This window comes from Muriventricola aceti, from assembly GCF_025567565.1.
In the GTDB taxonomy this organism is placed as follows: domain Bacteria; phylum Bacillota; class Clostridia; order Oscillospirales; family Oscillospiraceae; genus Lawsonibacter; species Lawsonibacter aceti.
On record NZ_JAOQKF010000001.1, the window covers coordinates 305095 to 317728 of the forward strand.

At 54.8% G+C, this 12634-nt stretch carries 9 protein-coding genes, 3 tRNA genes and 1 pseudogene; 10 read left to right on the forward strand and 3 right to left on the reverse strand.

What is annotated here, in order from left to right:
- Nucleotides 1-10 precede the first annotated feature (10 nt).
- From OCV64_RS01610 to OCV64_RS01655, 10 genes and pseudogenes are all read left to right on the forward strand, one after another.
- Nucleotides 11-838: a zinc-ribbon domain-containing protein gene (locus OCV64_RS01610; protein WP_262669100.1), complete on the forward strand. Its 828-nt coding sequence runs from the start codon at nt 11-13 to the stop codon at nt 836-838.
- On the forward strand, nt 835-6630 hold the full coding sequence (locus OCV64_RS01615; RefSeq protein ID WP_262669101.1) for an S-layer homology domain-containing protein: 5796 nt from the start codon (nt 835-837) through the stop codon (nt 6628-6630). Before OCV64_RS01610 ends, OCV64_RS01615 begins: the two co-directional genes overlap by 4 nt.
- Before the next feature lie 531 nt (nt 6631-7161).
- Nucleotides 7162-7374 (forward strand): helix-turn-helix domain-containing protein, encoded by a 213-nt coding sequence (locus OCV64_RS01620; RefSeq protein ID WP_262669102.1) that lies wholly within the window; start codon nt 7162-7164, stop codon nt 7372-7374.
- A complete protein-coding gene (locus tag OCV64_RS01625; protein WP_262669103.1) occupies nt 7371-7817 on the forward strand; it encodes a helix-turn-helix domain-containing protein in 447 nt (148 codons plus the stop codon). The genes OCV64_RS01620 and OCV64_RS01625 overlap by 4 nt, the downstream gene beginning before the upstream one ends.
- 337 nt (nt 7818-8154) lie before the next feature.
- Nucleotides 8155-8574, forward strand: coding sequence for a hypothetical protein (locus tag OCV64_RS01630; RefSeq protein WP_262669104.1), 420 nt, complete (start codon nt 8155-8157; stop codon nt 8572-8574).
- Nucleotides 8562-10031, forward strand: a pseudogene (gene mobP3 / locus OCV64_RS01635) (MobP3 family relaxase). The gene OCV64_RS01630 and the pseudogene mobP3 overlap by 13 nt, the downstream one beginning before the upstream one ends.
- 15 nt (nt 10032-10046) lie before the next feature.
- Nucleotides 10047-10226 carry a hypothetical protein gene (locus OCV64_RS01640; RefSeq protein WP_262669105.1) on the forward strand — a complete coding sequence of 60 codons (180 nt, stop codon included), beginning with the start codon at nt 10047-10049 and terminating at the stop codon, nt 10224-10226.
- Between the two features lie 183 nt (nt 10227-10409).
- On the forward strand, nt 10410-10616 hold the full coding sequence (locus tag OCV64_RS01645; protein ID WP_262669106.1) for a hypothetical protein: 207 nt from the start codon (nt 10410-10412) through the stop codon (nt 10614-10616).
- A 59-nt stretch (nt 10617-10675) separates the two neighbouring features.
- Nucleotides 10676-10849, forward strand: a complete 174-nt coding sequence (locus OCV64_RS01650) for a hypothetical protein (RefSeq protein WP_262669107.1) — start codon at nt 10676-10678, stop codon at nt 10847-10849.
- A 30-nt stretch (nt 10850-10879) separates the two neighbouring features.
- Nucleotides 10880-12076: a tyrosine-type recombinase/integrase gene (locus OCV64_RS01655; RefSeq protein WP_262669109.1), complete on the forward strand. Its 1197-nt coding sequence runs from the start codon at nt 10880-10882 to the stop codon at nt 12074-12076.
- A 160-nt stretch (nt 12077-12236) separates the two neighbouring features.
- On the opposite strand, the gene OCV64_RS01660 is transcribed toward OCV64_RS01655, so the two are convergent.
- The 3 genes from OCV64_RS01660 to OCV64_RS01670 form a co-directional block, all read right to left on the reverse strand.
- Nucleotides 12237-12312: transfer RNA gene (locus OCV64_RS01660), tRNA-Thr, on the reverse strand.
- Nucleotides 12313-12424: 112 nt separating this feature from the next.
- Nucleotides 12425-12501 (reverse strand) — tRNA-Asp (locus tag OCV64_RS01665).
- Nucleotides 12502-12543: 42 nt separating this feature from the next.
- Nucleotides 12544-12619, reverse strand: a tRNA-Trp gene (locus OCV64_RS01670).
- Between the last annotated feature and the right edge of the window lie 15 nt (nt 12620-12634).

The window sequence follows — 12634 nt, forward strand, 5'->3', positions numbered from 1 at the left end:
TTTGGTGGCTGTGCCCCAAGGGACACGCATGGCAGGCGGCGGTCTATACCCGAGTGGGTGTCCCTACTGTGCCGGGAAACAGGCGTGGCCGGGGGAAAACGATCTGGCGTCCCAGCGGCCGGACCTGCTGGATCAATGGCATCCCACCAAAAACCTGCCTATGACGCCGGAGCGCGTCACCGTGGGGGGCCACTTCAAGGCGTGGTGGGTCTGCGAACAGGGCCATGAATGGCAGGCCATCGTCAAATCCCGCACGCTGGGCGGCTGCGGTTGTCCTGTCTGTGCTGACCGGGTCCTGCTGCAAGAGATCAATGACCTTGCCACCACCCACCCGTCGTTGGCGGAACAGTGGCATCCCACGAAAAACGGCGATCTGACGCCCCGGGATGTGGTAGCTGGAAATTCCCGCAAAGTCTGGTGGCTGTGTACCAAAGGGCACGCGTGGCAGGCCAAAATTTCCTCCCGGACCTCTGGCGGGGCGGGCTGTCCTGTCTGCGCGGGGAAATTGGTGGTGGCCGGGGAAAACAATCTGGAAAGCCAGTTCCCCGCCGTTGCCGCCCAATGGCACCCCACCCTCAACGGGGCCCTCACCCCGGAGCAGGTGACGGCGGGGAGCCACCGAACCGTATGGTGGATGTGTCCCAATGGGCACATCTGGAAAGCCATCGTTTATTCCAGAGCGGGGCCGCAGAAATGCGGCTGCCCCGTCTGCGCCGGAAAAGTCCGCCCGGAGCGGCAGGAACGCTACCGTCGGGCGCTGGCGGAGGTGGAAGCAAAACAGGCCGGTCAGCCAATTCCCGGCCCGAAAGAAAAACATAATAGGAGGAATGAGAAATGAAGCGGCGATTATTGGCAACCATTCTGTGTTTGTGTATGTTGACAGGATTATTACCTGTAACAGCACTTGCAAGCGGTGAAACTGAGCCACTGGGGGGGACTTCCACCGAGACATTATATGTTTATCCCGGAGAAAAATTTACCGTTGCTCTTTCCAAGGAAATGGGAAATTCTATCACCATCAGTGGCTATAACGAAGCCGAGGACTGGTATGTGACTGATGGGCTGGCCCTGCACTATGATGGCATCTACAATGCCGGAATGGGCGAGAAACACGACGGTGATGCCAGCGAATGGATACAGCTGGTGGAGGATGCCGGGGGTGACCTGACCATCAGCGGTCAGACTTGGGGAAGCAGCGGTCTGAAAGTGGAGGACACCGCTGTCGGCAAGAGCGACTTGTCTCCTGCAATCACGACAGGCGCAGAGGGCATGACCGTGGAACAGATATTTTCAATCGTCAATGCGGAGAGTGCCATGGGGAATAAAGGCGATTATTTTTATCCGCTTCAAGTGGGTTATATTTCGTTCGGTAATGTACGTATGGATGGACCCGTACTGAATTATGCAAATAAGAACAATACAGTCCTAAATAATGGGGCAATCGTAAACGAAGCTCTTGTGACTATGACTCTGACGAGCGACGGTACGCAGACACGAGCAGTCTATCGTAACGGCGGAGCGAGAAAATCTCAGACACTTAAGCAGCCCATCGAAGATCATTATTCTTTTGGCAGCGTCGATATTCCTGTAAATGAAATTAAGGCTGCGGACTGGACAAAAGAGGAGCCGACTAAGGTAACTCTTGAAAAGACCATTTATGGTCTGCGCATTTATGACAGAGAGCTGACTGCCGATGAAGTTGCCCAGAACGCCGCTCTGGATCAGGCGCGCTTTGAGGACGATACCTATGTAACCCCCGGCACTGTGGATAGCGAGCCTCTGCTGGAGTATGACTACTCGAAAAATGAGCAATCTACAACCGTGACAGTTTCTGGTAACTCTGTGGAGCTGTCCCTCAATGAACTGACGGATAGACGCACCCTTACTTTTACCGATGGTATTACAACGATCACGCAGGATGTTGTTGTAATGAGCAAGGATGACGCTGAAAAAGCGGATGATGTCATTAACAAGATCAATGCCCTGCCGGATGCTGGATCTGTGACCGCAGAAAACGAAGCCGCCATCAGCGCAGCATCTGCGGCCTATGAGCTTCTCAACAGCCAGCAGAAGGGCCGCGTGGGCGGTGAACGGAAAGACAAGCTGGACGCCTGTGTTGCAGCGCTGGATGAGCAGCTTGCCGGCAATAAAACCTATGAGCTTACCTACGATCTGAATGATGATGACGGTGTTCAGGCAGCTTTACCTGAGGGGACACCGGACACGGCAACCGTCATTTATAAGGGCGACCCCTTTACTCTGGCGGTTCCCACCCGCGCAAACTATACCTTCCTTGGCTGGTGGTATGGAAACACTCAAATCACCGACGGAAGCGGTGCCTCCCTGGAAGCGTGGACGATTTTGTCCGGCGGTGAGATTACGGCGCACTGGGAACGCACGGAGGATCTGGGAACGGAGCGCAATCCTTATCCCATCTCCAGCGCGGAGCAGTGGTACGCACTGGCCCGGATCCTGAAATCCAGACCTGCCTCGGATGGTGCTGTGAGCGGGGAACTCAAGCAGGACTATGCCGGTTTTGGCTATACCGGGGGATATGCAGCGGCTTACGATGCCCTGCAAACGACCTATTATCAGCTGCAAAACAGCATCACACTGACTCCGCAAGAAGGGTATTTCGGCGTTCCCAATTTTAAGGGTACGCTGGATGGTAAAAATCATGTTGTTACGCTGAACTATAATAATTTGAATGTCAGCGTAACTTCTTCCACCCAGTTTGGCGGACTGATCCAGTCTTCCGAGCACTGTGTGGTCAAGAACCTGACTCTGGACGGGACGATAAGCGGCCAATATACCGCCACAGCTGGATTGCAGGACATCGGTGTGCTGATTGGCACCACAAAGACGACCAAAGACCCAGACCCCACCATGGAAATTGAGAATGTGACCAGCAATGTGACGGTCGATCTCACCATCGATGTGAATGGTTCAGCCACATCTTATCTGGGCGCTATGATCGGCCGCGCCTACGCGCCTGCCGCCGGCTATCAGACGAAATTAAAGAACTGTACCAACAACGGGGCTATCACTGTCACCTATTTGAATGCCAGCTCCAATACGGGCCGTGTGGGCGGCTTGATCGGTCATGCATATTCCGCGGCCATGGATGGATGCAAGAACTACGGTGACCTTACCCATAAGGGCGATACTGCCTTCAGCATTGGCGGCATGGCTGGATCTGCAAGTGCAGAATATCGGAACTGTATTCAGGGCGGCAGTATTGAAAGCCCAATTTCTGCAGTGGTTCCCTTCCCGGGGATGAACGAGTCGCAAGAAGCTGGCAATCTGCTGGAGATCAAGGTAAGCGGAACTCCCGGCACTTCTGTTACCTATGTTGGCGGAGATACCAGGCAGATCGGCGAGGACGGGACCGTTACATTCCAGATCCCCATCTATCGCGAAAACGATGCGGTGGAAAACAATGCGTTTTCCTACAACAATTACTTTACCGTGAATGGTGTCCGACTGGACTTCTTCAGCCTGACCTCCAGAAAATTCTCCGCGGTCATTCAAACGGGGGATGCGGAGGATCTCCGTCTACCATTCCAGAGTGAAAACGACGCACTGGTCATTACCACAGCGGAGCAAATGCTCGCTCTGCAGAAGGCGATCAATGATGGAGATAAGCAGTCTATCAATACTATCTTTGCATCCAGAGGTATGAATGCCGAAAGCGTGGGCTATGAGGAAGCACGTCTGGCTCTGCAAAGCGGATACTATAAACTGGGGGATAACATTGAGCTGAAAAACAGCAAATATACGGGTATCGGCACAAAAGCATTCCCCTTCGGCGGTCACTTCAACGGTGGCGGACATACCATTACGCTTACGCTGTCCGGCAACATCGAAGCTCAGTATGTGGGCGTGTTCGGGTATGTCGATTCTGTGGGCGGTTCTCAGCCGGAGATCAATTCTCTGAATATTGTTTCGGAGATTGAGTTGGATTATGACGCCCGGAACAACACCACCTACTTCATCGGCAGCCTTGCAGGTGCCTTTGGCGGCAGCGTAGCGACCCACGGCCTATCCGACGTTACGGTTCAGGTAAACAAAATCAAGGTCACCACCAGCCATAATGACAGCAATTACGATACTTACTATGTAGGCGGTGTGGCTGGCTATGGTCGAGTGTCCAACGTGGATGTGAAGGTGACCGGCTCCATTGCCGCAGGAGGTAAAGGCCTTTTCTACACTGCTGGCGTAACGGGAGCCGGTTCCGTGCAGCAGAGCAGTGTAATGTTCCAAGAAAACGGCAGTGAAATTTCCGTAAACTCCAGTGCTACAACTGGTTCCGCTGCCGCAGTGCTCAGCGCTTATACATCTGGAGACATGACTTTCGCTGATGTAACCATCGAGAATCAAGCAACCGAAGCGGTGAAAATCTGTGCGGAAGGAGAAAAACCGCAATATGCCGGCGGAATCGTAGGCTATATGCCAACAGCCACCTCAAATCAAGTAAGTTGGCTGAGAGTGGACGATACTGTCCAGGTCATCGGAAAATTTGAGGTTTCTGCCGGTGATAACGGCTACGCAGGCGGCTTGGTAGGGAGACTCTTTGCTGGTTACTCTGCAGAAATCAACGGCTTTGTCAACACCATGGATGTCTCTAGTCGATTTGCTGGTGGTTTGTTTGGCGATGCAAGTCCCTCAGGTGAATTGCAGACTCTGACGATCACCGATTCGCTGAATGTAGGTAAAATCACCGGGACTGGTAATACACCCAAGGCGGGCGCCCTGATGGGCATACTCAGCATCCATACCGAGCCGTCTTTCCGTGGAAATGCGTATCTCGCATCGAGCTGCAACCAGGTTATCGGGCAGGTTGCCAATACTGGAGCAGATGTGGAAGATAGCGAAGTTGCCGCCAAGCTTGACCTTAGTGTATTGGAAGGCGGTGCACATTCCTATATGGGTACGGTGCAGCTTGTGGCGGAGAAAGCTCCTACCGCACTGACCCTTGCTCCTGCTGAATACTTCTGTTTACAGAATGACGGTAAGCTGCAATTTGTCAAGGTGGGAACCTCTGCGGCAGAGTTCCTGTGGAACGGCAGACTCTTCTATACCAGCAATCCAATCACCGTTTCCGCAAAGAAACTCACGCAGGATGACGTGACAATCACCGGCATCAGCAGCAGCTATCCGTCAGACGAGGCGGCTCAGGACGCGCTGACGTCCATTGAGGTGGTCTATGAGGGACATACGCTCGTCGAGGGTACGGATTACACCGTGACACATCAAAAAGACAACGACACATTTACCATTACGTTTACAGGCAATTTCACCGGCACGGTAAATAAGAGTTATGACGTGGATTTGGCTGCTCCAATCGTGACAGTGGAAGACCACATCGGCATCTATGATGCTGCTGCCCACTCTATTTCCGTCTCTGCCCCTGAGGGTGCAACTGTGACCTATGGAGAGAATCCGAGCAGCATGAGCGATACTAATCCCAGCTATACGGCGGTCGGTACCCATGTAGTCTACTGGAAAGTCAAGAGTAACGGCCATTCGGTGACTGGTTCCGCAGTGGTGGAAATCACTCCGGCCCATCTAACCATCAAGGCGCATGACAAGAGTGCCTATGTAGGCGATGCCGTTCCCGTTCTGGGAGAGGATGACTACACCGTGACTGGCCTTGTGAGCGACGAGACACTGGACACCAAGCCTACACTGTCCTATACGAGTACCCCGAATATGAGTATCGCTGGGACCTATCAGATCAAGGCCAGCGGCGCGGACGCTGGGACCAACTACACCATCTCTTATGTAGATGGTACCCTGACCGTCTCCCGCCGCTCCTCCGGCGGTGGCGGTGGTGGTTCCAGCTCCAGCGGTGACTACATCGTGTCCGTGGATAAGACTACCCATGGTAAGGTAACCGTGTCCCCCAGCCGTGCGGACAAGGGCGACACCGTGACCATCGCCGTGAAGCCTAATAAGGGCTACGAGTTGGACGAGCTAATCGTCACAGCCAAGAATGGCGACAAGATCAAGCTGACCGAGAAGGCTGACAACAAGTTTACCTTCAAGATGCCGGGCTCCAAGGTCACCGTGGAAGCCAGCTTTAAGCTGATCGAAACCACGCCGGAAGTCCTCGTCTTTGTGGATGTTCCTGTTGATGCTTACTACGCTGATGCTGTGGAGTGGGCGGTCAAGGAGGGCATCACCTCTGGTACCTCCGCCACTACCTTCAGCCCCAACGCCTCCTGCACCCGTGCTCAGATGGTGACCTTCCTGTGGCGGGCCAACGGCGCCCCCAAGGCCACCAGCACCAATCCGTTTACCGATGTGAGCGCCGATGCCTACTACTATGACGCGGTGCTGTGGGCCGCTGAGAAGGGCATCACCTCCGGCACGACGGCCACCACCTTCAGCCCTGACGCTGTGCTGACCCGCGGCCAGACCGTCACCTTCCTGTGGCGGGCTAACGGTTCTCCTGCTGTCTCCAGCAGCCGCTTTGGCGATGTGGCGGCTGACGCCTACTATGCTAAGGCTGTGGCTTGGGCTGTGTCCGAGGGGATCACCGCAGGTACTGGCGTCAACAAGTTTAGCCCCGATGCCCCCTGCACCCGTGCCCAGATCGTGACCTTCCTGTATCGAGATGCGCACTAAATTCAGAGCCGCGTAAATCCCAACGGAGGGCGGAACAGTTGTGCCGTTCCGCCCTCCTTCTTTGCGCTATGCCATAATCAAGGAAAACGGAGATGGCTAAAATTTCACGCCATCAGTTTTGACCTGGTTCGACCTTACAGTCGAACATATTGTGATTCTACTGTTATCCTCTATGCTAAAATTAATCGAACTGATTTTCTATAAAGATATTGACACAGAACATCTGTTCTGCTAAAATGAAAGTACAATCTGAATAGCCACAAAATGCTGCACCGAGCCACGGGTCCTAAGACGCTGTCTTTGAGTCACCAAATTGCCGGGCGCATGAGAAACATACGAATTGAGGCAGGTAGCTTCCTGCCAAGTGTCGTGTTGTTCTTGTGCGCCCGGTTTTGTTTTTCTCAGAATCATTTCTGCCCACGCTTCCGCGCAGCAAGGAGTTGTCCATGCGCCAGACAGAGAGGAGGTGCAGGTCAAAGAGACAAGACCGTGAAAACTATGCAAAGAAGAAAACATGAGGAGGTAACTTGAATGAAAAAATCAATCTACAAAAGCTACGACGAACTGCCGCTGATGCTGAACATGAAGCAGCTCTCTGAGTTGTTAGGCATCTCGGATGCCAGCTCCTACGAGCTGGCCCAGGAGGCGGACTTCCCCTCTCTGCGCATCGGCAAGCGCATCGTGATTCCCAAGGAGGAGCTGCGGAGATGGATTTCCGCGCACACGAAGGGAGGGCAGGGATGACAGAAAATCAGAAGCGTGATGTGAAGAAGTATTTTTTCATGCTCCCCAATGCGGTGTTCGAGCTGGGGCTCCATGTGTATGAGCTGGCCATCTACGCCTACCTGCTGCGGATTGAGGACCGGCGGCCCTGGCAGTGCGTGGTCAGCTACCCCACCATCACGGACAAGCTGGGGATCTCAGTCAACACCGTGGCCAAGTATGTGGGCCAACTGGAGGAGCATGCTCTTATCTCCACGGAGCGCACCGACGTCATCACCCGGGATGGTCTCAAGCGCAACGGCTGTCTTCGCTACACCATCCTGCCAATCCAAAACGCGATTGCTCTCTATCACGAGCGGCAGCTGTCCGCGCTGGAGCAGACAGCTGCTCAACGGCAAGCACAGCTACGAGCGGAGAAGTCCGGTGTGGAGTTCGTTCCGCATGACAAAGAGCAGGGCGCATGACCACCCCGTTGCGCAGCCTGTGATGAGTTGTGTACGCCCCGGCTGGGCGGGGTGGAGTCCCAGCCCCACACGGGGCCTTCCCCGCAAATTTGGGCCGCTGTCGGCCCGGACGAGAGCGCAAGGCGAGGACGAAAGAAAAAGCAGGATAAACGACGGGGTCGCAGGCGACCCCTATCGGAAGCACCTCTGCCCGCAGTGCGGGCAGTTACGAGGGGTTCTGTGGGGCTGTGAAGTGGGGTCAAAAACAGAGGAGAACCGCTCCCTGTGCGGTCGTTCTCCCAAAACACTTACTGCCACAAGGAAAATTCAGGGGTCACCTCCCGGAAAGGAGCCTATTTTGAGCAAGAAAGAGAAGTTTGCCCTGTACTTGACACCGGAGAAAAAAGCGGTACTGGAACGTCGCTACCGGGAGGACGGAAGCCGCAGTCTCACCGCCTTCATCGAGCGGGCCGTCGACTTCTACCTGGACTACCTCAGCGCCAACAACGCCGGCCTGTTCCTCCCCACCTCCATCAAGTCTTACCTAGACGGACGGCTGGGACAGTTGGAGAATCGGATGTCCTCTCTGCTGTACAAGCAGGCAGTGGAGCAGGACATGGTAGCCGGGATTCTGGCGGATGCCTATCAATTCAACGAAGATGATCTTCAGCGACGCCGCACGGAGAGTATCAACAATGTTAAGAAAACCAATGGCCGCATCTCCCTGGACCAACGGGTGCGGGAAGTCTGGGAGGAGGGGGATGAGTGGCAAGACTGATTGTCAAGAGTCCCTACTACAAGTGCGGTGGGAACGCCACCCTCAGCGGCTACCTGCGCTACATCGCCACACGGGAACGGGTGGAGCTGATGCCGGACGACCGTCCGCCCACACGCAAGCAGGTGCAGCTCATCAACAAACTCACGAAAGATTTTCCTGACAGCAAAACACTCTATGAGTATGCGGACTATGCTGCAAAGCCCACCAAGTCCAATGCCTCCGCGCTGATTACCATGGTACTGGAGTCCAACTGGGACAAGCTCTCCACCATGGAGGGTTACACCGGGTACATCGCCACCCGGCCCCACGCGGAGCGGCTGGGCAGCCACGGCCTGTTCGGTGACGAAGATGGTGTGGACTTGGAGAGCGCCATGTCTGAACTGGAACAGTACACCGGAAACGTGTGGACCCACATCATCTCCCTGAAACGGGAGGACGCGGTGCGGCTGGGTTATGACACCGCCAAGGCGTGGCGTGACCTGCTTCGTACTCACCGCAACGACATCGCCGCGGCAATGAACATCCCGCCCAACGACTTCCGGTGGTACGCCGCCTTCCACGATGAGGGCGACCATCCCCATGTCCACATGATGGCGTAGTCTGCAAAGCCGGGGCAGGCGTACTTGTCCAAAGAGGGAATCCGGCAGATCAAGTCCGAGCTCACCAATGATATTTTCAAGCGGGAACTGCTGCACCTCTACCAGCAGAAATCTGACAGCAGAGATGAGCTGGTGCAGGAAGCTCGGAAAGCCATGCTGGAGTTGGTGCAAACCATGTCGGCTGGTATCGCTGACCACCCGGAAGCGGAACGGCTCATGCTAGAGCTGGCAATACAGCTGGAAGCGGTCAAGGGCAAGAAGTCCTATGGCTACCTTTCAAAGCCGCAAAAGAAATTGGTGGATCAGGTCGTGGACGAGATGGAGCGGCTCCCCAGTATCCGCGACTGCTATGATCAGTGGATGGTCCTCCAGGGCAAGGTGGATGGGTACTATCACGACAAGGAACGGAAGCGTGTTCCGCTGTCACAGCAGAAAGAATTCCGCCAGATTAGGAATGCGGTCATAAAAGAAGCGGAAAACATCCGGCAGAGCAAATTGTTCTTTGAGGACAAGGGAGTGGAACAGGAGAGCGAGCCGGAGGAATTCCGAAACGCTTCCTATGACTATGAAAGCCTGCGGGACTCAATTCGGGACGAGATCCTGACACTGGAGGAGCGCGGCGATGCTGTCGATGAAATGAACGAGCTGGCAAAAAGCGGCTACAAGCACACGCAGTATCTCATGGAAAAGCTGTGGCGGGACGGTCCGCTGCTGTCGCCGGACTGGGTGAACGCCCGATACTGGTTTCAAAAGTCGGCGGAGCAGGGACACATCTATGCGCAGTACGCCCTCGGAAAACTTCTGCTCTCCAATGATCCCGAGGTGCATAATGTGTGGAAGATGGTATCCGTTGGCTGAAGCAGGCCGCCCCATGTGTTCCTGGCCGTCACCCATCTGCTCCACCACATGAGCAGAATCTTTCAGGAGCAATCCCTGTCCCTGCCCCAGTCTGGAACAGGGCTGCAAGTGGACAGCAAGCTTCGGCAGAGGATCCGGGAGCAGAAGATTGCCATGGGACACAAGGTGGATGGCCATGAGGAGGGGCAGAACTAGGGCGGCATGGTCATGGGCGGAATGTGAGTCGCCTCCCTCAAAAATTACGGGTCAGTAAACAACACGAAAGCCTTTGGAACCGGAAAACAAAGTAAAATGATAACTTTCTGATAATAGTTCACCGTGTCTCTGGCTATTTCATGTTTCTGTGGTGTGGTGTGTTGCTGACAAGGAGGGATACACATGACCACAAACCAGCTGCCCATCCGCCAGTGCCGCTACTGTGGCAGTGAAGATTTGGGAATGGGCTGGCAACACGGCGAGGGGATCGTCACCTTCAAGAAGCACGGTATCCTGGGCAACCGGATGCGCTGCCTGATCTGCCGCCGCTGCGGTGCGGTGCTGTTTCAATGGGTGGTAGAACCACACAGGTTCCCGCCCATCCGGTAGACCACGCAAGTCCTGCGATGCAAATCAAAGATAAAAAAACCTCGGAGGCGATAACTACAATGGCAAAACGAAGACCGTCCGGTGACGGCATGGTCCGCAAGCGGGAGGATGGCCGCTGGGAGGGACGCATCATCATCGGACACGAGGAGAACGGCAATCCCATCTTCCGCTACATCTACGCCGACACCCAAAAAGAACTGACTGCCAAACTCCGGCAGAGCATCACCGCCTAACAGGGTGTCGATTTGACGGAGGAGTGCAGGATGACACTCTCAGAGTGGCTGGAGCAGATGGTATCCATCCTCCGACCCAGCACACTGGACCACTACCGCAGGGATATGAATCACCATGTCAAACCCTATCTGGGCCAAAAGAAGCTCACACAAATTACACCGGCAGACCTGCGGAAGCTCTATGACACCTTAAAACAGCATGGTAGGGTCCATCCCCGCCCCGGCCAGAGCCGCGGGCTATCCACCACCACTGTCCACAGCATCCACACCACCCTCCACGCCGCGCTGGACAAGGCCGTGGAGGAAAATCTGATCTTCCGAAATCCTTCAGATGGATGTAGGCTACCATCTGCCAAGCCCAGGGAAATAAAGGTGCTGATGCCGGAGGAGATCCAGCGGTTACTGATCCAGGCCAGAGAGGATGGCTGCTACGAGCTGCTCCTGCTGGAGCTGTCCACCGGCCTGCGCCGTGGTGAGATTTGCGCCCTCCAGTGGACTGACCTGGATCTCAAAACCGGGACGCTCCAAGTGGAACGGCAGGTCCATCGGGCACGAGGGGAACTGGTGGTATCTCCGCCCAAAACCAAGGCTGGCCGGAGAACTGTGCTCCTCCCTCCCCCAGTCCTGAATGTACTCAAAACCTATCGAAACTTCTGCACCTCCCAGTGGATGTTCCCCTCCCCAAAGAAAGAGAACTCCCCCATGGACCCCGCGGCAGTACGAAAACGGCTGTCCACTGTGCTGAAACGGGCCGACTGCAAAAGACTCCGCTTTCATGATTTACGCCACACCTTCGCCACCGCCTCCCTGGAACACGGCATGGATGTCAAGACCCTTTCGACCATCATCGGCCATGTGTCCAGCAGCACCACGCTGAATATTTACGCCCATGTCACCGACGAGATGCAGAGGACTGCTGCCGCCAAAATCGATATGGGAATCGGCAAAGCTGCTCCTTCAGCGGAGCAGGAGATTCTCCCTTCCAAGCCAGCACCCTCCACCTTCCAGCCCTACAAGGGTCAGCGCCGCAAGCCCGGCACCGGCTGCGTCAGCCAGATCAGCGAAACCCTCTGGGAAGGCCGCTACTCCTCCACCATCAACGGAAAGCGCATGGCCCGGAATGTACATGCCAAAACAGAGAAAGAGTGTGAGGAAAAGCTGGCCGCCCTCATCCGGGAGATGAAGCAGGAGTTCGCTGCCATGAAAACACAGGCAAAGGCTGGCTGAAACGCACAGAGCTCCGGCGGGATTGAACCGCCGGAGCCCTGATTTTTTCTGTCTGTGGCTTGTTCTGTGGTCAAAGCCCTGATCACAAATTTCAAACAGGCCAAAAAGTCACGAAAAGCAAAGTAAAACCGCCCTTTTCGGCCGAAAAGAGCGGTTATTGTGGAGCTGCTACCCAGATTTGAACTGGGGACCTCATCCTTACCAAGGATGCGCTCTACCGACTGAGCTATAGCAGCAAATCTGTTCCCAAACGGAAACTATTCTAACAGGATATGGCTTAGAATTTTTACAGATAGTTAAAAAACTGGGAGACTATTTAAACAACCGTATGGTTGAAAATCTATAAAATGGCGACTCGGAAGGGACTTGAACCCTCGACCTCCGGCGTGACAGGCCGGCGTTCTAACCAACTGAACTACCGAGCCATTTTAAACGTATGAAACAGAATGACATCTGATATTCTTTTTTGGCAGGGGCAGAAGGAATCGAACCCTCGGCACGCGGTTTTGGAGACCGCTGCTCTACCTGCTGAGCTATACCCCTATATGGTGGGCCTTC

What these genes read in the sequence shown, in the direction of transcription:
- OCV64_RS01615 (WP_262669101.1), top strand. Translation starts at nt 835, where the DNA reads ATGAAGCGGCGATTATTGGCAACCATTCTGTGTTTGTGTATGTTGACA.
- OCV64_RS01620 (WP_262669102.1), top strand. Translation starts at nt 7,162, where the DNA reads ATGAAAAAATCAATCTACAAAAGCTACGACGAACTGCCGCTGATGCTG.
- OCV64_RS01625 (WP_262669103.1), top strand. Translation starts at nt 7,371, where the DNA reads ATGACAGAAAATCAGAAGCGTGATGTGAAGAAGTATTTTTTCATGCTC.
- OCV64_RS01645 (WP_262669106.1), top strand. Translation starts at nt 10,410, where the DNA reads ATGACCACAAACCAGCTGCCCATCCGCCAGTGCCGCTACTGTGGCAGT.
- OCV64_RS01650 (WP_262669107.1), top strand. Translation starts at nt 10,676, where the DNA reads ATGGCAAAACGAAGACCGTCCGGTGACGGCATGGTCCGCAAGCGGGAG.
- OCV64_RS01655 (WP_262669109.1), top strand. Translation starts at nt 10,880, where the DNA reads ATGACACTCTCAGAGTGGCTGGAGCAGATGGTATCCATCCTCCGACCC.